The organism is Pseudomonas sp. BCA17 (genome assembly GCF_004519405.1).
In the GTDB taxonomy this organism is placed as follows: Bacteria; Pseudomonadota; Gammaproteobacteria; order Pseudomonadales; family Pseudomonadaceae; genus Aquipseudomonas.
Window position 1 is genome coordinate 174842 of the sequence record NZ_SGWI01000006.1, and the last position, 26059, is coordinate 200900.

At 61.1% G+C, this 26059-nt stretch carries 22 protein-coding genes; 6 read left to right on the forward strand and 16 right to left on the reverse strand.

Features of this window, described 5'->3' with window-relative positions:
- Positions 1 to 70: 70 nt before the first annotated feature.
- Positions 71 to 331 carry a hypothetical protein gene (locus EXW71_RS21575; RefSeq protein WP_088423840.1) on the forward strand — a complete coding sequence of 87 codons (261 nt, stop codon included), beginning with the start codon at positions 71 to 73 and terminating at the stop codon, positions 329 to 331.
- A gap of 66 nt (positions 332 to 397) precedes the next feature.
- On the opposite strand, the gene EXW71_RS21580 is transcribed toward EXW71_RS21575, so the two are convergent.
- Genes EXW71_RS21580 through gnd form a run of 3 tightly spaced genes read right to left on the reverse strand, consistent with a single transcriptional unit; the run spans position 398 to position 3722 of the window.
- Positions 398 to 1222, reverse strand: a complete 825-nt coding sequence (locus EXW71_RS21580) for an HAD family hydrolase (protein ID WP_134660820.1) — start codon at positions 1220 to 1222, stop codon at positions 398 to 400.
- Positions 1219 to 2742, reverse strand: coding sequence for a glucose-6-phosphate dehydrogenase (gene zwf / locus EXW71_RS21585; protein ID WP_134660821.1), 1524 nt, complete (start codon positions 2740 to 2742; stop codon positions 1219 to 1221). The genes EXW71_RS21580 and zwf overlap by 4 nt, the downstream gene beginning before the upstream one ends.
- Complete coding sequence (gene gnd / locus EXW71_RS21590; protein ID WP_134660822.1) at positions 2739 to 3722, reverse strand: phosphogluconate dehydrogenase (NAD(+)-dependent, decarboxylating); 984 nt, start codon at positions 3720 to 3722, stop codon at positions 2739 to 2741. The genes zwf and gnd overlap by 4 nt, the downstream gene beginning before the upstream one ends.
- 269 nt (positions 3723 to 3991) lie before the next feature.
- Between gnd and EXW71_RS28835 the strand changes: the two genes are divergently transcribed.
- The 3 genes from EXW71_RS28835 to EXW71_RS21600 all read left to right on the forward strand — a co-directional run bounded on the left by EXW71_RS28835 (position 3992) and on the right by EXW71_RS21600 (position 6453).
- Entirely contained in the window at positions 3992 to 4168 is a 177-nt protein-coding gene (locus EXW71_RS28835; RefSeq protein ID WP_167659677.1) for a DUF6026 family protein, read from the forward strand.
- Positions 4169 to 4328: 160 nt separating this feature from the next.
- A complete protein-coding gene (locus tag EXW71_RS21595) occupies positions 4329 to 6071 on the forward strand; it encodes a phosphoethanolamine transferase CptA (protein WP_134660823.1) in 1743 nt (580 codons plus the stop codon).
- Between the two features lie 160 nt (positions 6072 to 6231).
- A complete protein-coding gene (locus EXW71_RS21600) occupies positions 6232 to 6453 on the forward strand; it encodes a hypothetical protein (protein ID WP_134660824.1) in 222 nt (73 codons plus the stop codon).
- A gap of 101 nt (positions 6454 to 6554) precedes the next feature.
- Here the strand turns inward: EXW71_RS21600 and EXW71_RS21605 are convergent, their stop codons facing one another.
- From EXW71_RS21605 to EXW71_RS21650, 10 genes are all read right to left on the reverse strand, one after another.
- The gene (locus EXW71_RS21605) at positions 6555 to 7046 is read right to left on the reverse strand and encodes a GNAT family N-acetyltransferase (RefSeq protein ID WP_134660825.1); all 492 of its coding nucleotides are present in this window, start codon (positions 7044 to 7046) and stop codon (positions 6555 to 6557) included.
- Positions 7047 to 7210: 164 nt separating this feature from the next.
- Positions 7211 to 8317 (reverse strand): cell division protein ZapE, encoded by a 1107-nt coding sequence (gene zapE / locus EXW71_RS21610; protein WP_134660826.1) that lies wholly within the window; start codon positions 8315 to 8317, stop codon positions 7211 to 7213.
- Positions 8318 to 8332: 15 nt separating this feature from the next.
- Positions 8333 to 8668: a nuclear transport factor 2 family protein gene (locus EXW71_RS21615; protein WP_123718783.1), complete on the reverse strand. Its 336-nt coding sequence runs from the start codon at positions 8666 to 8668 to the stop codon at positions 8333 to 8335.
- A gap of 52 nt (positions 8669 to 8720) precedes the next feature.
- Positions 8721 to 9437, reverse strand: a complete 717-nt coding sequence (locus EXW71_RS21620; protein WP_123718782.1) for a YafY family protein — start codon at positions 9435 to 9437, stop codon at positions 8721 to 8723.
- Between the two features lie 358 nt (positions 9438 to 9795).
- Positions 9796 to 12453 carry an aminopeptidase N gene (pepN, locus tag EXW71_RS21625; protein ID WP_134660827.1) on the reverse strand — a complete coding sequence of 886 codons (2658 nt, stop codon included), beginning with the start codon at positions 12451 to 12453 and terminating at the stop codon, positions 9796 to 9798.
- 13 nt (positions 12454 to 12466) lie between these two features.
- Positions 12467 to 13297, reverse strand: a complete 831-nt coding sequence (locus EXW71_RS21630; RefSeq protein WP_134660828.1) for a DUF2797 domain-containing protein — start codon at positions 13295 to 13297, stop codon at positions 12467 to 12469.
- A complete protein-coding gene (locus EXW71_RS21635; RefSeq protein WP_016972751.1) occupies positions 13294 to 13554 on the reverse strand; it encodes a YeaC family protein in 261 nt (86 codons plus the stop codon). The genes EXW71_RS21630 and EXW71_RS21635 overlap by 4 nt, the downstream gene beginning before the upstream one ends.
- A 14-nt stretch (positions 13555 to 13568) precedes the next feature.
- Positions 13569 to 14438 carry a rhomboid family intramembrane serine protease gene (locus EXW71_RS21640; RefSeq protein WP_134660829.1) on the reverse strand — a complete coding sequence of 290 codons (870 nt, stop codon included), beginning with the start codon at positions 14436 to 14438 and terminating at the stop codon, positions 13569 to 13571.
- Positions 14435 to 15409, reverse strand: a complete 975-nt coding sequence (locus tag EXW71_RS21645) for a metallophosphoesterase (RefSeq protein WP_372241343.1) — start codon at positions 15407 to 15409, stop codon at positions 14435 to 14437. Before EXW71_RS21645 ends, EXW71_RS21640 begins: the two co-directional genes overlap by 4 nt.
- Positions 15406 to 16296 (reverse strand): NAD(+) kinase, encoded by an 891-nt coding sequence (locus tag EXW71_RS21650; protein WP_003217892.1) that lies wholly within the window; start codon positions 16294 to 16296, stop codon positions 15406 to 15408. The genes EXW71_RS21645 and EXW71_RS21650 overlap by 4 nt, the downstream gene beginning before the upstream one ends.
- A 145-nt stretch (positions 16297 to 16441) precedes the next feature.
- Between EXW71_RS21650 and EXW71_RS21655 the strand changes: the two genes are divergently transcribed.
- Together EXW71_RS21655 and EXW71_RS21660 are read left to right on the forward strand one after the other, a co-directional pair.
- Positions 16442 to 17389, forward strand: a complete 948-nt coding sequence (locus EXW71_RS21655) for a DUF1853 family protein (RefSeq protein WP_134660831.1) — start codon at positions 16442 to 16444, stop codon at positions 17387 to 17389.
- A 118-nt stretch (positions 17390 to 17507) separates the two neighbouring features.
- Positions 17508 to 20453, forward strand: coding sequence for a membrane-targeted effector domain-containing toxin (locus EXW71_RS21660; RefSeq protein ID WP_256657118.1), 2946 nt, complete (start codon positions 17508 to 17510; stop codon positions 20451 to 20453).
- A 188-nt stretch (positions 20454 to 20641) separates the two neighbouring features.
- Here EXW71_RS21660 and EXW71_RS21665 read toward each other — a convergent pair whose 3' ends face one another.
- From EXW71_RS21665 to cobN, 3 genes are read right to left on the reverse strand one after another with little or no spacing between them, the layout of a single operon-like run.
- On the reverse strand, positions 20642 to 21244 hold the full coding sequence (locus EXW71_RS21665) for a VWA domain-containing protein (RefSeq protein ID WP_134660915.1): 603 nt from the start codon (positions 21242 to 21244) through the stop codon (positions 20642 to 20644).
- Positions 21245 to 21297: 53 nt separating this feature from the next.
- Entirely contained in the window at positions 21298 to 22296 is a 999-nt protein-coding gene (locus EXW71_RS21670) for an ATP-binding protein (RefSeq protein WP_134660832.1), read from the reverse strand.
- Positions 22296 to 26057, reverse strand: coding sequence for a cobaltochelatase subunit CobN (gene cobN, locus EXW71_RS21675; RefSeq protein WP_134660833.1), 3762 nt, complete (start codon positions 26055 to 26057; stop codon positions 22296 to 22298). The genes EXW71_RS21670 and cobN overlap by 1 nt, the downstream gene beginning before the upstream one ends.
- Positions 26058 to 26059: the final 2 nt, after the last annotated feature.

Consider the following 26059-nt stretch of genomic DNA (forward strand, 5'->3'; position numbering starts at 1 on the left):
AGTAACCCGCCGCACGGTCAGCCCAACCGACGGCATTTCACTTGAATGGGCATTTAGAGAGAAGATCCCCATGAACGCCCCGCTCCGCATCAACGAAGCTCTTTTGATCGCAGACCGTGCCTTCCAGCCCTTCCAGTGCGTAGCCTGGCATGATGGCAATGGTGCCCTCAGCCTGAGCGTCATTGACCGCACCAATACCCGTATCGGCAGCAAACAGCTGTCGTCGAGCACCTATACCGACCCGGCACAATTGGAAGACTTGTTGTTGCAGGCCCGCGCCGAACTCGACAAAGATGGCTATCAGTTGCAGTCCTGGGCAATGCCGAAGTAAGTCGATGCACTAACTTGCGGTCACTGTAAGCAGTGACCGCAAGTTGCGCATTGGAACTTAGAGAGTTTATCGCGGCGCTAGAATAAAGCGCTCAAACGCTTGCGCCGCGCCATCCTCGACATTGCTGCCGGTGACGACATCGGCCTGGCGCTTGACGGTTTCTTCCGCCTGGCCCATGGCAATCGAAAAACCCGCCACATGAAACATCGCCGGGTCATTGCCGCCATCGCCGATGGCGGCTGTCTGCTCCAGCGGTACCCCAAGGTGCGCCGCCAGCGTCTTCAAGGCTTCGCCTTTATTGGCCAACATGGCCGTCACATCCAGATAGACCGGTTGCGAACGCGAGACCTGGGCCAGACCCTGCACTTTGGGTTGCAACCGCGCTTCCAGTTCCACCAGCAACTGCGTGTTCTGGCTGGCAGCGACAATCTTGTCGACCCGATCGAGATACGGCTCGAAGCTCTCCACCACTTTCGGGCCATAGCCAAGACCATCGGCCTCACGCTGTTCCATCGGCCCCGGTGCGTCGCGACGCAGCCAGTCACCGTCGGCAAACACCCAGACCTCGACGTCCGGCTCGCCGGAAAACAGCGCCAACGCCACCAACGCCGCCTCGGCCGGCAGGTGGTGGGCAACCAGGATGCTACCGTCCGGGTTGATCAGTGTGCCGCCATTGAAGCCGGCTACCGGCACATCGATCCCGAAGGCTTCGATCATGTGCAACATGGCCTTGGGCGGCCGCCCGCTGGCCAGGCTGAAGAGCACGCCGGCGTCGCGCAGGGCGCGTACCGAATCAAGCGTGCGTTGGCTGGGCCGATGATCGGGGTGCAAGAGCGTCCCGTCCATATCACTCAAGACGAATCGGATGGGGTGAATCGCTGCCCCACTCATCCGAGAAAGTGCCAGGTACGGCCATCGCGGGCCAGCAAGGCATCGGCGGCTGCCGGACCATCTTCACCGGCCTTGTAGGCCTGGATGCCGTCATCCTCCTTCCAGGCATCCAGGAACGGCTGCACGGCGCGCCAGCCATTCTCGATGTTATCGGCACGCTGGAACAGGGTCTGGTCGCCGGTCATGCAGTCGTAGATCAGGGTTTCATAACCCGTCGACGGCTGCATTTCGAAGAAGTCCTTGTAGTCGAAGCCCAGTTCGATATTGGCCATTTCCAGAGTCGGCCCAGGCTTTTTGGCCAACAGGTCGAACCACATGCCTTCGTTGGGCTGGATCTGGATTTTCAGGTAAGTGGGCTTGAGTTCGTCCACCTCCGTGTCGCGAAACTGCGCATAGGGCGCGTGTTTGAAGCAGATCACGATCTCGGTGTCGCGGATGCTCATGCGCTTGCCGGTACGCAGGTAAAACGGCACGCCAACCCAACGCCAGTTGTCGATCATCACCTTGAGGGCGACGAACGTCTCGGTGCTGCTGTCGGGTGCGACATTGGCTTCTTCGCGGTAGCCGGGCAACGACTTGCCGCCGATCTCTCCGGCGGTGTACTGGCCGCGCACGGAGTTGGCCCGGGCCTCTTCCAGGGACCAGGGCCGAATGGCACCGACTACCTTGGCCTTCTCTCCGCGTACCGCGTCGGCGCCAAACGCCGCCGGCGGCTCCATGGCCACCATTGCCAGCAACTGGAACAGGTGGTTGGGCACCATGTCGCGCAGGGTGCCGGTTTTCTCGAAGAAATTACCCCGGGTCTCCACGCCGACCGTTTCGGCCGCAGTGATTTGCACGTGGTCGATGTAGTGGTTGTTCCAGAAAGCCTCGAACAGCACGTTGGAGAAACGGCTGATCAGGATGTTCTGCACCGTTTCCTTGCCCAGGTAATGGTCGATGCGATAAATCTGCTTCTCGCTCATCACCTTGAGCAGGCACGCATTGAGCGCTTCGGCAGTGGCCAGGTCGGAGCCGAATGGTTTTTCGATGACCACACGCCGGAAGGCGTCATCCGTTTCGTTGAGCAGCCCGGCGTTGCCAAGGCGCTCCACCACCTCACTGAAAAAACGCGGTGCGGTGGCCAGGTAAAACACCGCATTACCGGTGCCACTGTCGGCGATCTTCTTGCCGATATCGGCGTAGGTAGCGTCGTCGAGGAAGTCGCCCTCGACGTAGCTGATACCTTTGGCCAACTGCGCCCACAGCTCAGGGTCCAATGCGTTTCCAGCATTGCCCCGGACCTTGCTAGACGCCTCGGTACGAATAAAATCCTCAAGCTTCTTGGCGAAGTCCACGTCACTGATGGCGTTGTGATCAACGCCGACAATACGCAGGCCATCACCCAGCAGCCCGTCGCGCCTGAGGTTGTACAGCGCCGGCATCAGCAGGCGCTTTACAAGATCACCATGGGCACCAAACAGAAACAGCGTGGTGGGCGGAGCGGGTTCGGCCTTGGGTTTCTTGCCGTTGGCGGTCATTTTTTGGAAGTCTCCACGTGACCGCCAAAGCCGAAGCGCATGGCAGACAGCATTTTGTCACCGTAAGTGCTCTGCTGGCGCGAACGGAACCGTGCGAACAACGAAGTGGACAGCACCGGCACCGGTACCGCCTGTTCCATGGCGGCTTCGATGGTCCAGCGACCTTCGCCACTGTCGGCTACGGAGCCGGAGTAACCGTCGAGTTTCGGGTCGGTGGCCAGCGCGTCGGCGGTCAGGTCCAGCAACCACGACGACACCACGCTGCCACGGCGCCACACTTCGGCGATGTCGGCGACGTTGAGGTCGAAACGCTGGTCTTCCGGCAGATTCTCCGAATTCTTGGTCTTGAGGATGTCAAAACCTTCGGCGAACGCCTGCATCATGCCGTACTCGATGCCGTTATGAATCATCTTGACGAAGTGGCCGGAGCCCGCAGGGCCGGCGTGGATGTAGCCCTGTTCGGCGCGCGGATCGGCACCGGCAGCGCGGTCCTTTGTGCGCGGGATGCTGCCCAGCCCCGGGGCCAGGCTCTTGAAGATAGGGTCAAGGCGCTGCACGGTCTCGGCGTCGCCACCGATCATCATGCAATAACCGCGCTCCAGGCCCCAGACACCGCCGGAAGTGCCGACGTCGACGTAATGCAGGCCTTTTTCGGCCAAGGCCTTGGCGCGACGCACATCGTCCTTATAGTTGGTGTTGCCGCCGTCGATGATTGCATCACCGTCTTCCAACAGCGTGCTCAACTCGGTGATGGTGTCTTCGGTAGGTGCGCCTGCCGGCAGCATGACCCAGACGGTGCGCGGCTTCTGCAGCCCGGCAACCAGGGCCTTGAGGTCGGCAACGCCGGTGGCGCCCTCCTCGCTCAAGCCTTTGACGAATGCTTCGTTACGGTCGTATACAACGGTGGTATGCCCATTGAGCATCAGGCGCCGCGCAATGTTACCGCCCATGCGGCCTAGTCCGATAATCCCCAGTTGCATGTGCTGATGCTCCTAACTACTAAAAAATGTGTGACATAGTTTATAGCGCAATGAGGCTAATGAGGATTAGTCCTGAGCAGATCCGTGTAGTTTCATGACAAAAAAGTTGCCATCGTTTCAACATCACCCCGCCAAAAGTCACACGACCGTCAAAAATAAAAAAGTTCCCTTGATCCAAAAAAGAATTCAAACTTGCTACCGACTGTTGCCGAGAACCTCTACCCGAGCACTCCGGCACCGCGATCTACCGGCTATTTGCGAGGTAAGCAATGAGCACAGTACAGATGACCAGACCGCCGCAAACCCTCTACGTCACCATTCGTCGTGATGAACTGCGCCAGCTCAAAGACGAACGTGATCAGTTGCAGCAAGAGGTCCTGCGCCTGCGCTCGCACCTGCAAGCCCAACTGGATCAGCCATCGGCCACCAAGCCGGCGATATGCTGAGCCCTGTACGCAAAGCGTCGTAAGGCAATCCTTACGGAAAACTCACGAAGTTTTCACATACCTGTCCCGATACTTCCGATCCGTGATGCCGCTCACTTACCGAGCGGCCTGATGCCGTGCGCCTATGTGCGGCAATCATTGATGACTGATGGGGCGCTGGATGGCGATGTTCAAACGCAGCACGACGACTGCGAAAGGCTTTGATTGGGCCGGCCTTGGTTGGCTGTTTCTGTTTTTCTGGTATTTCTCGGGTATCACCCAACTACTGATCCAACTGACCGGCACTTCCGGCTTCAGTGGTTTCCGGCAAGCGTTCTTCATGAGCGCGCTGTGGTTGGCGCCCATGCTGCTGTTCCCGCGCCGCACGCGTCTGCTCGCCGCCTTGATCGGTGTGGTGCTGTGGGCGTGCTCCATGGCCAGCCTGGGTTATTTCTTCATCTACCAGCAGGAATTCTCCCAGAGCGTCATCTTCATCATGTTCGAGTCGAACATTTCTGAAGCCGGCGAATATGCCACCCAGTACTTTGCCTGGTGGATCATATTGGCGTTCATCGCCCATACCGCCATGGCGGTGTTCCTGTGGACGCGCCTGCGTCCGGTCTACCTGCCTCGTGGCCAGTCGATACTGGCGGCCGTCGCCATCGTCGTAGCCGTTGTCGGTTACCCACTGGTCAAGCAGTTCGCCACCAGCGACACCCGGGAACAAGCCATCGAGCGCTTCGAGACCCGCATCGAGCCGGCCGTGCCATGGCAGATGATCGTTGCCTATCGCCGCTACACCGAGCAACTGAACAACATGCAAGGCATGCTGACCAGTGCCAGCCAGATCCCGCCGTTGAAAAACCTCAAGGACACCATGGCCGGCCAGCCGTCTACGTTGGTACTGGTCATCGGCGAGTCCACCAACCGCCAGCGCATGAGCCTCTACGGTTACCCGCGTAACACCACGCCGGAGCTGGACAAGCTGCGTGATCAACTGGCCGTGTTCGATAACGTCATCACCCCGCGCCCCTACACCATCGAAGCGCTGCAACAGGTGCTGACCTTCGCCGACGAAGAAAACCCGGACCTTTACCTCAAGACGCCGTCAATCGTCAGCGTGATGAAACAGGCCGGCTACAAGACCTTCTGGATCACCAACCAGCAGACCATGACCAAGCGCAACACCATGCTCACGACCTTTTCCGAACAGGCCGATGAACAGGTATACCTGAACAACAACCGTAACCAGAACGCCCGGCAGTACGACGGCGACGTGCTGGAACCGTTCTCCAAGGCCCTGGCGGATACCGCCGAGCGCAAGTTCATCGTGGTGCATCTGTTGGGTACCCACATGAGCTACCAGTACCGCTACCCGCAGACCTTCGAGAAATTCACCGATCGCCAGGGCGTACCCGACGGCATCAGCGACGAACAACTGCCGATCTACAACAGCTACGACAACGCTGTGCTGTACAACGACTTCGTGGTATCCAGCCTGATCAAGGACTACGCCAAGACCGATCCCAACGGCTTCCTGCTGTACCTCTCGGACCACGGCGAAGACGTCTACGACTCGGCCGGCCACAGCACGTTGGGGCGCAACGAAGGCAAGCCGACAGCGCCGATGTACACCATTCCGTTCATGGCGTACGCCTCGCCCAAATGGCGTGAAACCCACGACTGGAGTTTCGCCGCAGACCTGCAGCGCCCGTACAGCAGCTCGCAGTTGATTCACACCTGGGCCGACCTGGCCGGGCTGAGTTTCGATGAGTGGGACCGCAGCAAAAGCCTGGTCAACGACAGCTTCAAGCCGCGACCACGCTTGATTGGCGACCCTTATGCACGTCAGCAAAAGAGCCTGATTGATTTCAGCCTGCTCAAGCCAAAGAACCCGGATGCTGCCGGCGTAGCAACTAAATAATCATTGACCTGATTATTCTCAGTCCTCCCGAAGTTAACAAAAACGTTAACTTCGGGGTACCCACGCGTTAATTCCCACTTAATAAGATAGCCCTATAGTCGCGCCATGAATCTGATCACGGAACGACTGGACACCTATCACTCTTAATGGGAATACCGCCATGAAACTTTCGACTTTGATGCTTGCCGGCCTGATGACCCTGACCTCTGCCGCCGCCTTTGCAGAAGGCGGTGCAGAGCGCTCGAAAGCGTTCTACAACGACTTCAGCTTCACCCAGCAACAAATCCATGGCACGAGCGAACAGACTGCCTTGGCCGACGGCAAGACTGAAAAAAGTTCTACCGTCGAACAGAAAAGTTCGGAACAACTTCCGAAGGGTTAACTTAACACTGACTTAATCCGCATGACCCTGTGCCATTTCGCTCCTTTGGCAAAGGTTAACTTGGCGCCATTCAATGGCGCCTTTTTTATAGGCGTTTTTTATTAAAGCGACTTCTTCCAGAACAACATGCGGCCATGGGCCGGATCAAAGATCGAATCCTCGAAACCAAACTTGCGGTACGCCGATTGCGCCACGGCGTTACCCTCCAGCACTTCAAGGGTGATCTTGCAGCAACCCCGCTGACGCGCGATCTCCTCAACCTTCTGCAGCATTTTCTGACTCAACCCCAAGCCACGGAACGGGCCCATCACCACAACGTCGTGGACGTTGACCAGCGGGCGGCAGGCGAAGGTCGAGAACCCTTCAAAGCAATTGACCAACCCCGCCGGCTCACCTCCGACAAACGCCAGCACACTGAACGCATGGGCACGCTTGGCCAATTCGGCAGGCAGTTGTTCCAACAGGTCGGCCGGCAATGCCTGGCCTCCGCCCATCGGGTCCTGCGCGTAATGATTAAGCACTCGGCCAATGGCTTCAGCATGCACGGGGTTCGTGTAGCTTGCTTGCAGCACCAGGATGTCTGGGGTGTCCATTTCCTTCCTCGATCACGACAACAAGGGAACCGATTCCCTTTGAGGGGGAAGATTGTAAGCGTGGGGCGGACGTAGATGAAGGAGATTAACTACAAATGCACGGCAGAAAGCACGAAGGTTGAGCGCATCAAAAACGTGCCATTCGCCCTTTACGGGGATTTTTCTCAGGCGCCAAAACGCTGCAACTGCATTTCCTGCAAGCGGCTCAAGGTGCGCCGGAACGCGAACGCCAGGTAGCCTTCGGTGTAAAGGTGGTCCAGCGGCACCTGCGCCTCGATAAACAGCGGTACCTTGCGGTCGTAGCATTCATCCACCAACGCAATGAAGCGCCGCACGCTGTCATCGTGAACCGACAGTGCCGGCAATTCGCGATCACCGGCTTCGACACGCTGCACCCCGTCCTCAGTGCCGCGGGCTATCCGGCCTGGACGTGTCTGCGCACTCAGGCTGGGAACTTCACCCAGCAGAATGGCTTTGAAGCGATCGCACAGCAGCATGAAGTCCATCGCCGACAGCGGTTGCTCGCACAAATCGGCATAACGGCACCACAACACGGTGTCACTGACCTGCACCGCCGCGAGCGTTCGGTGACCCACGCTGATCGGCCCGTCGGATACGCCCTGCCCTTCGCTCAGTTGCTTGAACAGCGCGGCGAGCGCCTCCGGCTGATTGACCCAATAACGCTGCAGGCCAACCCCTGGATGCAAACGGTGGTCTTCAACGCCGTCCACCGCCACTACCCGCATATGCCGCTTGATCGCCTCGATGCCCGGCAGGAAGCGCTCGCGATTGAAGCCATCGGCGTACAGTTGGTCAGGCGGCTGATTGGACGTGCAGACCATCACCACACCCTCCTCGAACATCACCTGGAACAGGCGGCCGAGGATGATCGCATCGCCAATATCATTGACGAACAGCTCATCAAAACACAGCACACGCACTTCACGGCTTAACTCGCGGGCCAATGCCTGCAGCGGATCTTGAATGCCGGTGAGCTGGAACAGGCGTTGATGCACCCACCCCATGAAGTGATGAAAATGCTGGCGCCGTGCGGGCACTTGCAAGCTTTGGTAGAACTGGTCCATCAACCAGGTCTTGCCACGGCCCACCGGCCCCCACAGGTAAACCCCGGTGGTCGGCAAGCGGCCGTGGTGCAAGGCTTCATGGCAGGCCTGCAAGGCGTCCACCGCCTGACGCTGGGCGTCGTCGGGTACGAAGCCTTGCTGGTTGATGGCGTGTTGGTAAGCGGCGAGCGGCGAGTCGAAAGTCATGGGCTCCAGTATGACTTACAGCGAGATGTCCAACCGTGAAATCTTGCCCTGCTCGTTCAGGCGAAAGGTGTAGCGCAGTTCCAGCGGGCTGCCGGGAAAATTGCCGTGGACCACATTGCTGACCAGCACCTTGCCGGTGCGGTGTTGCACGTTCAGCACCTCGACCCGGGGCTGGTAACGCCGTCCGGTGTCCTCCATCCATCGTGCAATGGCGGCAGTGCCGACCTGATGCTCGCCCTCATCGAATACGTTGGCATCCTCGGCAAAGCACTGGGCAACAACCGAAGCATCGTAAGTATTGGCCGCCTCGATATAGGCCGCGATGGCCGGGGCCAACTCAGGAAGGGACATGGCGCAGCTCCTTTTTTGGTGATTTATGGCGCCATGCTAAGCCAGGTTTGTGTCAACTTTTGTCAGGAGTAAAGGGAGCGGATTCCTGCTGTTCCATCAGCCTGCGCCAGCCACGCAGCAGGTCACTGCGCCGCCCCGGATAGCGCTCGCCCTGGCTCGCCGCGGCAGCCACACGGTCGGTACGAAAGGTACGATAGGCCTCGCGCAACTCACACCACGCCACAATGACCCGCACCTCATTGAGAAAACCCAGCGCCAACGGCCAGATCAGACGCTGGCTCCGGGCCTGGCTGGCATCGGCGTAGTCGATATGCAACTTGGCCTGGTTGCGAATGGCTTCGCGAAACACATTGAGCGGGACGCGGTTTTCCGGATAGCCGAAGCCAGGCGGGCCAGGTAACAGCGTCGGGTTGCGCAGCGCTTCCTGGGCGGCGGGGTCGAGTACATCAGCGATTTTCGCCAGCGCGTTGGCGGCGGCGCGGCTCAGTACCTCATCGCCGCGTTGATCCACATAACGCAGGCCCAGCACAATGGCTTCGGTTTCTTCGGCATTGAGCATCAATGGCGGCAGAAACAGCCCGGCGCGCAGTACATACCCTACCCCGGCCTCGCCAAAAATCGGCGCACCCAAAGCCGTCAATTCGGCGATATCGCGGTACAGCGTGCGCTCCGAAACCTCCAATTGCGCTGCCAGCACCGCGGCGGTCACCGGGCGTTTCCTGCCCCGCAGGGCCTGGAGCAAAGTCAGTAGACGAGTGGTACGCGACATAGCGGCCCCTGAAAAACGAAAAAGTGAAGCAGCTTAGCAGGGAACCCTGTCAGAAAATGTCAGCAGTCGAGGGCCCTTCTTTTCCATCGACCTCTGTTCGCGCCCTCACCCACCCGTTATCCGAGGCGAAAAAAAACGGCCTGTCCAAGCTAATGCCAGTCAATTAAGAAGGAGAAAGGCTAAAAAGTACCTGTGGCGAGGGAGCTTGCTCCCGCTGGACTGCGCAGCAGTCCCATGCTCTGTAAACAAAGAACGGGGCCGCTTCGCGACCCAGCGGGAGCAAGCTCCCTCGCCACACATACAGCGTTCACCCTTAACCGACTGGCATTAGCCTGTGCAGGCCGTTTTTTCCGCTGATTTACGCGAGGCTTTTGCTGACGACCTCAAACACATCACTGGACAACTCACCGGACCCGCGAATGCGCTCCAGCTGCGCCTTCATCAGCGCCTGGCGGGCGTCGTCATATTTGCGCCAGCGTGTCAGTGGCGCCAGTTGGCGCGAAGCGATCTGCGGGTTGAGACTGTTCAGCTGGATCACCAAGTCCGCCAGGAATTGATAACCCGAACCGTCGGCGGCGTGGAAGTTGACCAGGTTCTGCCCGGCAAACGCGCCAACCAGCGCCCGCACCTTATTCGGGTTCTTGATATTGAACGCAGGGTGCTCCATCAACGCCTTGACCCGTGCCAGACCGCCCGGCAGGGTGCTGCCGGCCTGTACGCTGAACCATTGGTCCATGACCAGCGGGTTGTCTTTGAAGTTTTCCGCGAAAACCGCCAATGCCTGGGTCTTCTCCGCTTCGAACGGTGAATTCACCAACACCGCCAGCGCGGTCAGGCGTTCGGTCATGTTGTCGCAGGCGTCGAACTGTTCCAGGGTGGCCGCCAGCACTTCGGGCTTGCCGCTGAGCATCAGGTACGACAGCGCGATGTTCTGCAAGGCGCGACGGGCAAAGTGCTCGGCGGCCGCCACATACGGTGTCTGCCGGGACAGTGCACGGTTGGCCTGATAGCGCAGCCAGAGCGCTTCGAACAGGTTCTCGGCGAGCTGCTTGCGGGCAAACTCACGGGCAGCGTGGATGGCATCGACATCCGCCACTTCGCTGATCTCCGTCAGGTAGGCTTCACTCGGCAGCGAGAGCATCTCGGCGACCATCGCCTGATCCAGGCCCTCGTCACTCAGCACGGTGCGCAACGCGTCGATCAGGCGTTGATCGAGTTTCAGCGGCTGACCTGCCTGATGCTGGCCGATGAGTTCCTGCAAGACCTGCACCGCCAGTTGCTGGCCGGCGTCCCAACGGTTGAAGCCGTCGCTGTCGTGCTGCATCAGGAACATCAGTTGATCGCGGTTATACGGGAAGCTCAGCTTCACCGGCGCCGAGAACCCGCGCAGCAGCGAAGGCAAAGGCTGTTCGGCGATATCGACGAAGGTAAAGGTCTGCTCGGCTTCAGTCACTGAAATGACGCGGGAGGTACCCGCGGCAGTCGCCTCACCAGCCAGGCGCAAGGCAATACCCGCACCCTGCCCGTCCAACAGCCCCAATTCCACGGGAATCACAAACGGCAGTTTCTGCACCTTGTCCGGCGTCTCCGGGCAGCTTTGGCGGAACGTCAGGCTGTAGGTCTTGGCAACGGCGTCGTAGGACTCGCTGACGGCGAGGCGCGGCGTACCGGCCTGGCTGTACCAGCGTTTGAACTGGCTCAGGTCGGCGCCATTGGCGTCCTCCATGGCCTTGACGAAGTCATCGCAAGTCACCGCCTGGCCGTCGTGACGTTCGAAATACAGGTCACTGCCTTTGCGGAAGCCTTCAGCACCGAGCAAGGTGTGGATCATGCCGACCACTTCCGAACCCTTTTCATACACGGTCAGGGTGTAGAAGTTGGAGATTTCGATAAAGCTTTCCGGGCGCACGGCGTGAGCCATGGGGCCTGCGTCTTCGGCGAACTGGTGAGTACGCAGGTACGCCACATCCTGGATGCGCTTGACCGTGGCCGAGTTCATGTCGGCGGAGAACCCGGAATCGCGGAACACCGTGAAGCCTTCCTTGAGCGACAGCTGGAACCAGTCGCGGCAGGTCACGCGGTTGCCCGACCAGTTGTGGAAGTACTCGTGGGCGACGATGGCCTCCACCCGCTGGTGCGCGGCGTCGGTGGCGGTTTCGGCGCGGGCCAGCACGGCGCTGGAGTTGAAAATGTTCAGTCCCTTGTTTTCCATGGCGCCCATGTTGAAGTCGTTCACGGCCACGATCATGAAGATGTCGAGGTCGTACTCGCGGCCATAGGTTTCTTCATCCCAGCGCATGGATTTTTTCAGGCTGGTCATGGCGTGCTGGCACTTGTCGATGTTTTCCGGTTCGACGTAGATGCGCAGCGCCACTTCACGCTGGGTCATGGTGGTGAAACTGTCCTCAACGCACCACAAATCACCGGCGACCAGGGCAAACAGATAGGCCGGTTTCTTGAACGGGTCTTCCCAGGTCGCCCAGTGGCGGCCGTCTTCACCGGGGCCGCTGGCAATCGGGTTGCCGTTGCTCAACAGCACCGGGTAGCTGTGCTGCTCGGCGATCACCGTAGTGGTGAAGGTACTCATCACATCCGGGCGGTCGAGGTAATAGGTGATCTTGCGAAAACCCTCGGCCTCGCACTGGGTGCAGAACATGCCGCCGGATTTGTACAAGCCTTCCAGGGCGGTGTTGCTTTCCGGGTGGATCCTGACCGTGGTATCCAGCGTGAAGGTAGCGCTCTTCGGGTGCACGGTCAGGTGGCTGTCGGTCAACTGGTAGTCAGCGTCCGTCAACGCCTGGTCGGCCAGGCTCACACTCAACAGCTCAAGTTGCTGGCCATCCAGCACCAATGGCGGCAAGCCGGCGCCGCGCTCAGGGTTGCGGCGCATCATCAGTTGCGCGTGGACCAGGCTGTGGTCCTCGAACAACTCGAAGGTCAGGTGCGTCTCGTCGATCAGGTAGTCCGGCGCCTGATAGTCCTTCAGGTAAATCATCTTCGGTTGTTCGGTGCGCATGGGTGGCATCCTTCTACTGATGCACGGCGAGCTGGTAGGCCGTGTATTTGCGAATATTGATAACGCCGGTATCGAAGATCAGGTATTGGCCCTTGATCCCCAGCAGCGTGCCTTCGGCAATCGGGTTCTTGTCCAGGTTGAAACTGACGATCTTGGCGGGATACTGCTCCACCGGATAGCGGATCTCGATCGGCTCGACGTCGGCAATGGTTTGGATGGCCTGCAGGCCAAAGCGTTCCTGCAACCCCAGCAAGCCTTCGGCGCAGGAGGCGAACAGTTCATCGCGTACCTGCTTGAGGTCCACCGACTGGGCGTCGCCCTTGAGCAGCGCACGCCAGTTGGTCTTGTCGGCCACCTGACTGCGGAACAGGTCTTCGACGAAACCCGATTGCTGGCGGGTGGCAACGCGCATGATCGGCAATGCCTGGCTGGCGCCCTGGTCCAGCCAACGGGTTGGCAGTTGAGTGGCGCGGGTGATACCGACCTTGATTCCCGACGAGTTGGCCAGGTAGACCACGTGGTCGGTCATGCAGAATTTTTCGCCCCAGCCCGGATCACGGCAGGTGCCGGCGTCGTAATGACAACGCTCGGGGCTCATGATGCACAGGTCGCACTGGGCCAGTTTGGTCATGCACGGGTAGCAGTAACCCTGGCTGAAACTGGTTTTGGTCTTGCGGCCGCAATGGCTGCAATGGATGGCGCCCAGGTACTCCAGGCGCACGCGAGTACCGATCAACGGATTGACCGGCACCTCGGTGTCACCCAGGCGAAACGCATACTGAACGGTCGGCTCACCGAGTTGCGCCGACATTTTGCTGACTGCACCGCGACCAATTTCAATCAATGGATCGCATCCGACTTGAACAGGATGTTCGGCACCGGTGCCGACTTGGACGCGCATTCCTGCGGCCCCATGTAGCCGGTGCGCTGGTCTTCCGGCAGGTTCTGGATTTCCCAGGCGATCACCGCTTGCAGGGACAGCTCACGCTGTTCGGCGGTGAGCTTGCGGCCATCGGACCATTTGCCGATTTCCACGGCGAGCTTGAGGCTCTCGTAGATATCCGGGGTGATGTTTTCGATCATTTCAGCAAAAGAGGACATAAGGCTCTTCCTTATCAAATAGACGCTTTGCGGCGGCTGTACAGCCCGCCCAGCAAACCCGTCAGGCAACCGATGGCCAAGCCGCCCACGTGGGCCGCGTTGGCGATTTCGCCGAAGCCGATCATCGAGACCAGCCCCGACATGCAGAGCACCAGCCATATCAGCATCATTGCCAGCACCCCACGGGGCAAACGATAGGCCGGGTTGGGCGACAACAATTGAAAAATCCAGCAGTGCCCGAGCAAGCCATACAACACACCGGACAGCCCGCCAAACAAGCCTGGGCCACCATAGGCATATTGCGCGTAATTGGAGACCAGGCTGAACAACAGGGTCAGGCCCAGCAGGTTGATGCTGCCCTGGCGTACTTCAATACGGCGCCCCAGCTCCCAGTACCACATGCCATTCATGGCCAGGTGCAGGATGCCGAAGTGGATCAGCATCGGCGTGACCAGCCGCCACCACTGCCCCGAGGCCAGGCTGTCGGCCAGCGGAGTGAACTGGATGTACTCACCCAGGACGCGGAACGGCAGGAAGGTCAGCCAGGCCACGGCTTGCAGGTTTTCACCGAGCAGGGTCACCGCGCCCACAATCATGCTCGCCAGCAGCACCAGTGCGGTCACCGGGCTCATGCGCAGTTGTTGGACAAAGCCGGGACGCCTGAGAGGCGCCTGTTCGGGAATGTCCAGTTGCTGGTCCGGGTCACCGGCGGGAAAGCGCTGATACAGCACGCGCACGTCGTCGCTGATGCTCTCGGGCACCCACAACACCTGCTCACCGCCCTCCTCGCTGACGCGATGGGGCACCTGCATGCGTTGCAGCAGCTTGACGAAACCGCCCAGGTCGACGCTCAAGGGCAAGCGCAATACAGCTACGGTACTCATGCAATAACCTCAGGCCGCTCAACGTCGACCCATACGAATTTACGCGGGTCCAGTCGGGTTTCCTGATCCAGTCGATACGCCACCAGCTTGCCGTACAGCACCGCGCTGTAGTCCAGGCAGGCCAGGTTGTCGCGGATAGGTGCCGGTTTGCCGCTGCGCCAGTAATGGCCGACGAACAACAACGGCTCGTCGACGCCATAGCGCAGCAGGGAGTTTTTTTCAGTGGACGACAAGGGCGTGCGCGCTACCGGTTCCGGCAATGCGTCGGGCTGAAACACGATGTCGCCGTAGGTTTTCGGATCGTCTTCCCAGAATTTTGTGCGGAAGAACGAGCGTGTCAGGCCATCGCCACCGGTGAGCGTAAGCCCATCCGGCAGGCGCATATCGGTGCCACGCAGCAGGCGGTCGAACGCATTGCAGGCAAAACTGCCGGGCACGGCGGCGGCCTGCAGGAAGTGCTGGTCGATACAGCCATCCGGGAAGGTCGCACGCAGCGGCTGGATGAAACCGTCATCCCAGCACGCATGCACCACACGGAAGCGCCCGGCATCGACAAACAGCGGCATGTCATAGAACCAGCCGAGGAAATCGTGCCAGTCGGCCGGGTGGTGCTCGAACTGGGTCAGGGTCTCATGGATCAAGCGCGCATGACGCGGGTTGTGCTCGCGCACGAACTGCTTGCCACTGCCCGGCGGCGCCGGTGTGGTCCAACCCAGTGCGTTGAACTCGTGGTTGCCCATGACGCACAGCGCCTGGCCGGCCTCGGCCATGTCGTGGACGATATGCAACGCCTCGCGGATGCGCGGGCCGCGGTCGATGATATCGCCGAGGAACACCGCCATGCGGGTTGGATGGCGCCAGGTGCCGCCCTGCTTGTGGTAACCCAGCCGGTCGAGCAGGTGCTCAAGGGTATGGGCGCAACCGTGCACGTCACCAATCAGGTCGTAGCTACGCGCGGGATCGAGCATCAGTCGCCTCCACCCCCCAAGCGGCTGCCCCAGCCCAGCTTGGTGCGGCACACTTCGTAGTAGTTGTGATCCAGCGGGTGGATCAAGCGCAACTTCTGTGCCTTCTTGCTCACCGTGATGGTGTCACCGGGCGCGCAGGTGAAATGGTTCTGCCCGTCGCAGGAGACTTGCGGGTAGATCTGCATGTCTTTGGATACCACGATTTTCAGCTCACTGTTGCCATCGACCACAATCGGTCGGCTGGACAACATATGGGGGTACATCGGCACGATCACAATGGCATCGAGCTTGGGGTGCATGATCGGGCCACCGGCCGACAGCGCATACGCCGTAGAACCGGTGGGCGTGGCGACGATCAGACCGTCGGCCTTCTGGCTGCACACGAACTGGCCATCGATATACAGCTCGAACTCGATCATGCGCGTGGATTTGCCGGGATGCAGCACCACGTCATTCAGCGCATCGCCCTGGCCGATGGCTTCACCGTGGCGGCGCACTTCGGCTTGCAGCAGGAAGCGGTTTTCCACCAGATAATGGCCATCGAGCACCTTGGCCACTTCGACTTCCAGCTCATCCGGGCGAATGTCGGTGAGAAACCCCAGGCTGCCTCGGTTGATCCCCAGCACCGGCACGTTATGCCGTGCCAAGGCCCGGGCCGCGCCAAGCAGGCTGCCGTCGCCGCCGACCACGATCACCATGTCGCACACTTCGCCAAGCATCTTGCGCGACGAAGTCTGCAGGCCGTGGCCCGGCAGGATTTCGGCGATGGTGTCTTCGAGGATCACATGCAGGTGGCGTTCCAGCAGGAATTTTTTCAGCCGGCGGACGGTGTCCAGTACCTGGGTGCTGCCCAGACGACCGATAATGCCGATATTGCGAAATTGCTCCATGGGGCTCCTGCGGGATGTGGGGTGTGGCCAAAAAGAACGATTATGGGCGAAAGGCCGCGTCAGGCAAAACCCTTTGTCGCTGCCGGACCATGATGACAACGGTTCTCAGCCACCTGCCCGGTGCGTAAAAGGCTATGCTCGGACCATGACCGTCTTCCCTGACTTGCAGCATTTACCCCGCCAATTGCGCCACCCCGAGGTGCGCGACCTGGCGTGGGTGATACTTGCCCCGCCGATGCTTGCGCAAACGCCCTGGCCGCAGCGCCATCCGCTGGCCGGCAGCGCCTGGGTGCAGGCGCCCGAGCGGCTTGAACACTGGTTGCGCGCCCTCGATCAGGACAGCAGCGCCCTGCAGCACTGGCTGAGCCTGTCACGCACCCGACGTCTGGGCCTCTACTACGAACGCCTGTGGCAATTTGCCGTGCAGCATGCGCCGGGCGTGGAGCTGGTGGCGGCCAACCTGCCGATCCGCCGCGCCGGGCACACCCTGGGCGAGCTGGATATGCTGGTGCGCGACCGCGACGGCGTGCACCACCTGGAGCTGGCGATCAAACTTTACCTTGGCCCCCAGCACGGCGATGGCCAGGACGCCGCGCAATGGTTGGGCCCTGGATGCCACGACCGGCTGGATCGCAAACTGGCGCACCTGGCTCAACATCAGTTGCCGATATCGGCCAAACCCGAAAGCCGTGAAGCCCTGGCGGCGCTGGATATCCAATCCTTGGATGCGCATTTGTGGCTGGGCGGTTATCTGTTGTACCCGTGGCCCGGCCAGGCCGAACCTCCCCGCGGCGCCCATCCGCAACATCTGCGCGGGCACTGGTTGCATCAGCGCGACTGGTACGACTTTTCCAGCGCACGCCCGCCCGGGCGCTGGCAACCCCTGCCACGCCACGCATGGCTGGCGCCGGCGCATTACCCTGCGAGCGAGGTGTGGAGCGAGGAACAGATGCACCGCTGGCTGGCCGACCTGGACCCGATGGCGCCGGCACAGCTGTTGGTGCGGCTGGTGCAGGCCGGTGAAGCCTGGGAGGAAGCCGAGCGATTGTTCCTGGTGGCGGACCTTTGGCCCAACGTTCCAGGCAATGCCTGACGAACGCAGCGTCCCCCTGCAACCAGCCATCCTTCCTACAGAAAAACTGGAACTCTTCCGATCCATGCGGCCACGCAAGGACGACATCCTCCTGTGACTGCATAACGAGAGTTCTATTGTGACTATTGTCGCCAAGCCACCCTACCTGCCGCCCACATTCCCAACCCCGGAAGCCGGTCCAGAAGCCCAACCTGCCAATCACGGTATACGCATCAAGCGCCATATCGACAGCGCCCCACCCAAGCAACAACTGTTGGGCGTTGAGGTGAAGCCTGACCCCACTTCCGACGGCTACGTCGAAGTCAATGTCGACCTCGCGCCGGGTAAAAACGTCGCGAACACCGACAAGGCCCCAGCGCCAATCAACCTGGGGCCGAATATCAATATTGATCCGAACGCGGAAGCCATCTCGGGCGCCTTCAAAACTGTCGAGCAGCAAGCCTCGGATTTTCTAAAAAAGAAATTTGCCGAAATGAAGGCCAAGGAGACTGGCGACAAGGCGAAGTGGGACATCGACCCAGACACGACCTACCTGGTCACTTACGACTACAACAGCAAGGGTTCACCCCCTCACCCGGCGAAGATCGTCCAGCGCATCTCGCTGACCCAGGCGATGATTCAAAATGCGCAAAAAACGCCCACGGGCAAAGGTTATGAAGTGCCGTTCTTTACCGGCGGCCCGGACGTGCATGTTCAAAACCATCTGCCGACGCACAAACCGGGGGTATTTGATTTTCCCAGTCGCCTGAACCCCAACAGCAAAACTGCGGGCGTCACCCATAGCTACCAAGGCATTTATAGAGAGCCCGCCAACTCGCCCACCCAGCATTACAACGCCTCGAACCAGAGCGCTGTCACCCCGGCACAATTCAAAAGCCTGATCTGGAAGGCCGACTTCCAAAAACCCTACACGCAGTTTCTGGACGAGTTCTGGAGCACCCACCAGGAGAAATACCCAGTGCTGGCCAAGGCTTCCCTGGTCAAGGCGGCCATGGCTCAGCATCAGGAAGGCAGCCTCAGCGCGCGAGGCCGCGAGGTGATCATGCGCGCCGCCGGGTTATCCGGTAATCAGCAATCCTGGCCCGACATCAACTATGAAGACTTGCAGAAGAACCCGCCCAAGGACCCGGACATTGAAGTCGGCTTGTTGAAAATCGGCGAGTATCAATCCACCGACCTTATGTACATCACGGACAACAAGGTTCGATTCGACGCCGATGGCAAAAAGCTGCCACCGATGACACTTCTCTATATACCGGGCAACTCCTCGCCACTGCACACATTCAACAGCCCGGCCGAGATGAAAACCTGGCTGGCGGCGCAAATGGCCGACCCGGCCAAGCGCGCGGCCCTGTCGTCACACTTTGCACTTAAAGACAAACCCATGGGCTGGGCCAGAGCTGGGGTAGATGAAACATTGGCCGGGCTCGGCGCCTGGCCGAAGGCACGTGAAACACCAGGCGGGCTGCTTTCATACAACCATCGGGCATTCAGTGGTAAATGGGACCCGCAGACCTACATCAAGACCGAACCCAGCACGTTGCCATTTGCCGAAGTGACCCGCAGGCAAAAGGAGCGCTCCTACGCCGACGCGGCCGTCAAGATCACCAGTGACGCCGACGTGACTAAACAAGGCGTGCTCGACACGTTGGAGCAGATCGGCAAGATGGCCTTGTTCATGACGCCTCTGGCGATGGTCGTACCTGAAGTGGCCTTGGGGTTGGACGCGTTTTACGTGGTCAGCGGTATCACCACGGCAGGCATCGGAGTGGATGACCAGGTACAGGGCAAACCCAAAGGCACCGACCGCGTGGTATTTGGCGTCTTCAACGCCGTCGTCACCGTGGCCCCCCATATCGGACGTGCCGGACGTGGCGAACCCAAGGTGATCAACCCCACTGAAAAACCCCGGGTACACGTCGAGACGGACGACGCGAACCTGCCCTTGAAGAATGAAGCGCCCGCCGCCACCGCCAATCGCCTGCGCCCATCACAATGGAGCGATATCAGCGCCTACGTCGTCCCCGATGGCGAAAAGCTGCTAACCAACAGCACACCTGACGCCAAGGGCATTTATCAGGTCAAGGGCGGCCAGGGCGAAGACCGCTGGTTGATCAAGCTTGCCGATGATAAGAATGCCGAGCACGTGTTTGAAATCAAAGGCAAATTCAGCAACGGTTACGCCCAAGTGATCGACCCGCATACCAGAAGACCGGTGATGACCGTCCACGCCACCGCCGACGGTACCTGGACGCCACTCAACGGCCCGGGCGGCATAAAGTGGCCGTGGCAAGCCGAAAAGCCGTTCGATCCCGCCGCTTACGACTACCCGGCGACGGGCGAGCCGTCATCATCGAGCGCCAGCAAGAAAATAGATAAACAGTTGAAAAAAGACGCGGACGACTTCCATAAAAATGCCAAGAGCAAGGCGCGGCCGGTCCATTCGCCGATCCCCAAAAAAGCATCTTTGGCGGAGACCATCAATAGCCTGTTCAAAAAAACCACCGGCCTGGTGTTTGGCGAAGATCACTCACAATCGGCCACGCTGCGGCTGCTGATTGATAATGCCGGCGAGTTCAAGCGCAACAATGTCCGCGTCTTGTATTCGGAAGGGTTCGACCACTCGTTGCAGCCTGACTTGGACAGGTTCTATGAAACCGGCGAGATCTCACCCAAGTTGCGGGAAAACCTGAAAATAATCGACCGTGCCCATGCCGCGCATAAACCCTACACCAACGAACAACTGCTGGTGACCATGCGCTCGAATGGCATTCGAGTCAAAGCGATTGACGTGCCCTCCAGCGAGTCCAAAACGACGCGGATCAAAAACATGAATTACTACGCGGCCAACGTCATCGAGCGCGACCAGGCTGCCCACCCCGGGGAGAAATGGATTGCCCGGGTCGGCAGCGACCACGTCGTCACGTATGACAGCCACCCGCCCATTCGAGGCGTCCCGGAACTGACGGGCTCAACGGGGATAACCGTCGATGAAGCGGTGGCCAATAAAGGCACTTCGATCATCCAGTCTCGCGATAAGACAGAAGTCTATATAGACATGTAAAAGCGTAAGTACCGTCTGTAGGAGCGAGCTTGCTCGCGAAACATCTCAACGATGACGCGTGTTGTCTGAATCAACGCGGCGCCTGTGAGTTTTTCGCGAGCAAGCTCGCTCCTACGAAAAGCCTGGACTGAGTGGATTAACGCCAGGCCCCCGGCTTTTTTGCCTTGCAAGAAGCCGGTGCCGCGCCTCTACAGCTCATCGATATGCCGATAGGCGATCCCCAACCCGGCCGCCAAGGCCTGCGCCCGCCCCAGCCGGATCGGTCCACGCTCGATATCCACCAGTAACCCTGGGCATTCCAGCCAGGGTAAACCGGCCATATCCTTCAGGCGACCATCGGTGATGACCAGCAACCGCTGCTGCTCGGCGGGGTAACGCTTGCGTCGCAGCGCCAGCCAGTGCCCGGCTTCGGTCAGCGCGGCCAGCAACGGCGTGCCGCCCCCGGCCCCCAACGGACGCAACCAGTCGGCCAAGCCCTTCGCCGCTTTCAAGCCCTGCACCTGCCATGTGGGCGACTGCCCGCTGGCCGTCAGCAACGCCAGGCGCGCGCGCTGGCGGTAAGCGTCATCAAACACCTGAGCCAACAAGCCCTTGGCGTCGCTCAAGGCGTGATGGCGCCGCGTAGAGGCCGAGGCATCGACGATCACCAGCCACAATTCATGGGCCGCGCGACTGCGAAGATGAAACAACAAGTCTTCGCGGGTGTGCGGCCGGCCACCCAGCAAGGTGCCCGGCCAATTGATCGTGCCCTGCTGCGCACGCCTTGCCTTGCCTTGCCTGCCCCTGTCCAGTCGCCCCGCCTTGGGCCGGGCATCCGCCGCCGTGTCAGGTCGGGGGCGAATGCCTAGGGCTTTTTTGGCCAGGTCGGCACATCCCGCCGCGCGCCCGTCGGCAAGGCCGGCGCAGGCATATCGCCCCACTGACCCTGGCCCGGTGAAGTGTCTGCGGATGCGGGTGACTGCCCTTCACTCGGCGGGCTGGCCGGTGGGGATGGCGCCTGACGGCGATGACGCAAGGCAAACTCCGCGACGGCGTCGATGTCTTGCTCGGCAATCGCCGCCGCGCCACGCCACGCCGCATGCGCCCGGGCACCGCGCAGCCAGACCAGATCCGCACGCAGGCCATCGACACCGGCGGCAAAGCAGCGCTCGGTGATCCGGGCCAGCGCCTGATCATCCAGCTCGATACCGCCCAGCCGTGCGCGCGCCTGGGTGCAACGTTCACGCAAAGCGGCCTGCTGGTCTGCCCACTGCGCACAAAACGCTGCCGGGTCGGTGTCGAAATCCAGGCGACGGCGGATGATCTGCCCACGTTCGGCGGGCACGGTCTGCCCGCTCAACGCCACGTTGAAGCCAAATCGGTCGAGCAGTTGCGGACGCAACTCGCCCTCCTCCGGGTTCATGGTGCCGATGAGCACAAAGCGCGCCGAGTGCCGATGGGAAATGCCGTCGCGCTCGATCAAGTTGGTACCGCTGGCTGCCACATCCAGCAGCACGTCCACCAGGTGATCCGGCAGCAAGTTGACTTCATCGACGTACAACACCCCGCCATCGGCCTTGGCCAGCACGCCCGGGGAGAACTGCGCACGGCCCTCGCCCAGCGCGGCGTCCAAATCCAGGGTGCCGACCAACCGCTCTTCGGTGGCGCCCAGCGGCAAGGTGACGAACTGACCGCTGGCCAGCAGGTCCGCCAAGCCGCGGGCCAGGGTGGACTTGGCCATGCCCCGGGGGCCTTCGATCAGCACGCCGCCGATCTTCGGGTCGATGGCGGCCAGGCACAGGGCCAGTTTCAAGTCATCGGCGCCGACCACGGCGGCCAGTGGGAAATGCGGCGTATCAGTCATCAGCTGTCTTCTTCTATATCCAGCAACAGGTTTTGCAACGCCTCGCGATACGCGCCCGGTGCCTGCCACATGCCGCGCTGCTGGGCTTCAAGCATGCGCTCGGTCATGTCGCGCAGCGCCGCCGGGTTGTGCTCTTGCACAAAGGCGCGAGTATCGGGGTCAAGCAAATAGGCGTCGGCGAGCAAGGCATATTGATGGTCGTCGATCAGCGCCGTCGTGGCGTCGAAGGCGAACAGATTGTCCACCGTCGCAGCCATTTCGAAGGCACCTTTATAACCGTGGCGCTTCACCCCGTCGATCCACTTCGGGTTGGCGGCGCGGGAGCGGATCACCCGGTTCAACTCTTCCTTCAAGGTACGGATCTTCGGCAGGTCCGGCTGGCTGTGGTCGCCATGGTAGCTGGCGGCCTTGTCGCCACTCAGGGTTTCCACGGCGGCGAGCATACCGCCCTGGAATTGGTAGTAGTCGTTGGAATCGAGCAAGTCATGCTCGCGATTGTCCTGGTTCTGCAACACCGCCTGCACCTGGCTCAGGCGTCGAGCGAACTGCTCGCGGGCCGCGCTGCCTTCATCCGAGCCGCCATAGGCGTAAGCCCCCCAGTTAAGGTAGACCTCGGCCAGATCCTCCCGGCTTTGCCATAGGCGACCATCAATGGCGCCCTGCACACCGGCACCATAAGCCCCGGGCTTGGCGCCGAAAATGCGCCAACCGGCCTGCCTGGCGGCCGACTCTGCGTCCAGCCCCGACCGGAGCAACGCCTCCCGCTCGCTGCGCACCTTGGCCGCCAGCGGGTTCATATCATCCGGTTCATCCAAGGCGGCCACCGCCTGCACCGCCGCGTCGAACAGGCGGATCAGGTTGGCGAAGGCGTCACGGAAGAACCCGGACACCCGCAACGTCACGTCTACCCGTGGGCGATCCAACAGGCTGATCGGCAGGATCTCAAAGTCATCCACCCGTTGACTGCCGGTGGCCCACACCGGGCGTACGCCCATCAGTGCCATGGCCTGGGCGATATCGTCGCCGCCGGTGCGCATGGTCGCCGTACCCCATACCGACAGGCCGAGCTGACGCAGATGGTCGCCGTGGTCCTGCAGGTGTCGCTCCAGAATCAAGTTGGCCGACTGGAAGCCAATGCGCCAGGCTGTGGTTGTCGGCAAGTTGCGCACATCCACCGCGAAGAAATTGCGCCCGGTGGGCAGCACATCCAGGCGTCCACGACTCGGCGCGCCGCTGGGACCGGCCGGTACGAAGCGACCGCTCAAGGCATCCAGCAAGCCACGCATCTCGGCCGGGCCGCAGCTATCCAGGCGCGGCGCCACGACTATGCGCAGGCTCTCGATAACGGACTTCACGGCTTCCCAGCCGGGCTCTTCCAACTGCTCCAGCGGACCTTCCAGCGCCTGCTCGATCAACCGCGCCGCATACACTTCCAGACGTTCGCGCGTATCGCCGGCGGTACGCCATAGCTGTGCGTCGATCTTCTGCAACACCTCGGGCCGGCGCCCGGTCCAGGGTTCGGCCAAGGCGCAATCAAGGGGGTCAAAGCCCAACTCGAAAGCCTTGGCCAGTACCCGTAGCAGGCTCGATTGCGGGCCACGGCCGTCGCCGCGTGGGATGCGCAACAACGCCAGCAAGGTATCGATGCGCAAGCGGCCTTCGGGAGACTCGCCAAAGATATGCAGGCCGTCACGGATCTGCGACTCCTTCAAGTCGCACAGATAAGTGTCCAGCCGCGGCAGCCAGACCGCCGCATCCACATCGCTGCCCAACTCCAGTTCCTGGTCGATACGGGTTTCGCGCACCAACTTGAGAATGTCTTTCTGCAGTTCAAGTGCGCGGCGCGGGTCAAGCAACTGCGCCTCGTAGTACTCATCCGCCAACAATTCAAGGTCACGCAACGGGCCATAGGTTTCGGCGCGGGTCAGCGGCGGCATCAAGTGATCGATGATCACCGCCTGGGTGCGCCGCTTGGCTTGGGCGCCTTCGCCCGGGTCATTGACGATAAACGGGTAGATATTCGGCAGCGGCCCCAGCAATGCATCGGGCCAGCAGTTTTCCGACAGGCCCACGCCCTTGCCCGGCAGCCATTCGAGGTTGCCATGCTTGCCCACATGGATCACGCCGTGGGCGCCATAGGTGTGGCGCAGCCAGAAGTAAAACGCGAGATAGCCGTGGGGCGGCACCAGGTCGGGGTCGTGATACACCGCGCTGGGGTCTACCTGGTAACCCCGCGCCGGCTGGATACCGACGAAGGTCAGGCCCAGGCGCAGGCCGGCGATCATCATGCGGCCGTCGCGGCACATCGGGTCGTTAGTGGGCGCCCCCCAACGTTCCAGCACGGCCTGGCGGTTGGCTTCGGGCAAGCGGTTGAACATCGCCTCGTACTCATCCAGGCCCAGGCTTTGGTGGCAAGGGCGCAGGTCGAGGCTGTCCAGGTCATTCGTGACGCCGCCCAGCAGTTCGTGGATCAGCGCGGTGCCGCTGTCCGGCAAGGCCTGCGGCAGTGGGTAGCCTTGCGCTTGCAGCGCACGCAGGATATTCAGCGCCGCCGCCGGCGTGTCCAGGCCCACGCCGTTGCCGATACGCCCGTCGCGGGTCGGGTAGTTGGCGAGCACCAGCGCAATCCGTTTCTGCGCATTCGGCACCCGCGCCAGTTCAACCCAGCGCCGTGCCAGTTCGGCGACAAAGTCCATGCGCTCCGGGGCTGCGCGATAGCACACCACGTCCGACTGGCTGCGCTCGCTGCGCCACGCCAAATCCTTGAAGCTGACAGGCCGGCTGATGATGCGCCCGTCCAGCTCCGGCAAGGCAATGTGCATCGCCAGGTCACGTGGGCCGAGCCCCTGCTCGCTGGCCTCCCAGCCGGGTTGGTTGTCCTGGGCGCAGATCGCCTGGATCACCGGGATATTGCGACGAAACGGGCGCAGGTGCGGCGCTTCGGGGCTGGACTGGGCAAAGCCGGTGGTGTTCAGGATGACCGCGGCATTCACCTCATCCAGCCAGTCCTCGACCACCGCCAGGCAGCCGGGCTCTTTCAGGCTGGCCACCGCCATCGGCAACGGATTAAGCCCCGCCGCCTGCAAGCGCTGGCAGAACACGTCGATAAACCCGGTATTGGCCGCTTGCAGATGGGAACGGTAGAACAGCACCGCCGCCACCGGGAACTCAGGGTTCCACTCGCGCTGCCAGTCATTGAGACGGGCATTGGCTTTATGGGGATGATAAATCGCCGTGCGTGGCAGGGTTTGCGGTTCGGCCCAGGCGTAATCGCGGCCCAGGTAAGCACTGGCCAGACAGCGATAGAAATCCAGGGCATTGCCCAATCCGCCCTGGCGCAGGAAGTGCCAAAGGCGGTCGCGGTCGCCCGCGTCGACGGTGCTCAGGCTACTGAGCTCCGGGTCGGGGCGATCATCCCCCGGCACCAGGATCAACTGCACGCCGCGCTCTGCCAACTCCACCAGCCGCTCGATGCCATAGCGCCAATAAGCGATGCCACCGTGCAACGAAATCAGGATGACCTTGGCGTGGCGCAGCACCTCATCGACGTAGAGGTCGACCGAAGCGTGATTCTGCACCTGCATCGGGTTGGCCAGGCGCAGGCTGGGGTAATCCTCGGGCAACTGCTGCGCCGCTTCGGCCAGCAGCGCCAGGCTGGAGTCGCCGCTGCAGAGGATCACCAGTTCAGCGGGGGTTTGCCCAAGGTCGGCGATATTGTCGTCCGAGACGAAACCACCGGGCTGGGTCCTGAGCAGGTGCATGG

What these genes read in the sequence shown, in the direction of transcription:
- EXW71_RS21575 (WP_088423840.1), top strand. Translation starts at nt 71, where the DNA reads ATGAACGCCCCGCTCCGCATCAACGAAGCTCTTTTGATCGCAGACCGT.
- EXW71_RS21580 (WP_134660820.1), bottom strand. Translation starts at nt 1,222, where the DNA reads ATGAGTGGGGCAGCGATTCACCCCATCCGATTCGTCTTGAGTGATATG.
- zwf (WP_134660821.1), bottom strand. Translation starts at nt 2,742, where the DNA reads ATGACCGCCAACGGCAAGAAACCCAAGGCCGAACCCGCTCCGCCCACC.
- gnd (WP_134660822.1), bottom strand. Translation starts at nt 3,722, where the DNA reads ATGCAACTGGGGATTATCGGACTAGGCCGCATGGGCGGTAACATTGCG.
- EXW71_RS28835 (WP_167659677.1), top strand. Translation starts at nt 3,992, where the DNA reads ATGAGCACAGTACAGATGACCAGACCGCCGCAAACCCTCTACGTCACC.
- EXW71_RS21595 (WP_134660823.1), top strand. Translation starts at nt 4,329, where the DNA reads ATGGCGATGTTCAAACGCAGCACGACGACTGCGAAAGGCTTTGATTGG.
- EXW71_RS21600 (WP_134660824.1), top strand. Translation starts at nt 6,232, where the DNA reads ATGAAACTTTCGACTTTGATGCTTGCCGGCCTGATGACCCTGACCTCT.
- EXW71_RS21605 (WP_134660825.1), bottom strand. Translation starts at nt 7,046, where the DNA reads ATGGACACCCCAGACATCCTGGTGCTGCAAGCAAGCTACACGAACCCC.
- zapE (WP_134660826.1), bottom strand. Translation starts at nt 8,317, where the DNA reads ATGACTTTCGACTCGCCGCTCGCCGCTTACCAACACGCCATCAACCAG.
- EXW71_RS21615 (WP_123718783.1), bottom strand. Translation starts at nt 8,668, where the DNA reads ATGTCCCTTCCTGAGTTGGCCCCGGCCATCGCGGCCTATATCGAGGCG.
- EXW71_RS21620 (WP_123718782.1), bottom strand. Translation starts at nt 9,437, where the DNA reads ATGTCGCGTACCACTCGTCTACTGACTTTGCTCCAGGCCCTGCGGGGC.
- pepN (WP_134660827.1), bottom strand. Translation starts at nt 12,453, where the DNA reads ATGCGCACCGAACAACCGAAGATGATTTACCTGAAGGACTATCAGGCG.
- EXW71_RS21635 (WP_016972751.1), bottom strand. Translation starts at nt 13,554, where the DNA reads ATGTCCTCTTTTGCTGAAATGATCGAAAACATCACCCCGGATATCTAC.
- EXW71_RS21640 (WP_134660829.1), bottom strand. Translation starts at nt 14,438, where the DNA reads ATGAGTACCGTAGCTGTATTGCGCTTGCCCTTGAGCGTCGACCTGGGC.
- EXW71_RS21650 (WP_003217892.1), bottom strand. Translation starts at nt 16,296, where the DNA reads ATGGAGCAATTTCGCAATATCGGCATTATCGGTCGTCTGGGCAGCACC.
- EXW71_RS21655 (WP_134660831.1), top strand. Translation starts at nt 16,442, where the DNA reads ATGACCGTCTTCCCTGACTTGCAGCATTTACCCCGCCAATTGCGCCAC.
- EXW71_RS21670 (WP_134660832.1), bottom strand. Translation starts at nt 22,296, where the DNA reads ATGACTGATACGCCGCATTTCCCACTGGCCGCCGTGGTCGGCGCCGAT.
- cobN (WP_134660833.1), bottom strand. Translation starts at nt 26,057, where the DNA reads ATGCACCTGCTCAGGACCCAGCCCGGTGGTTTCGTCTCGGACGACAAT.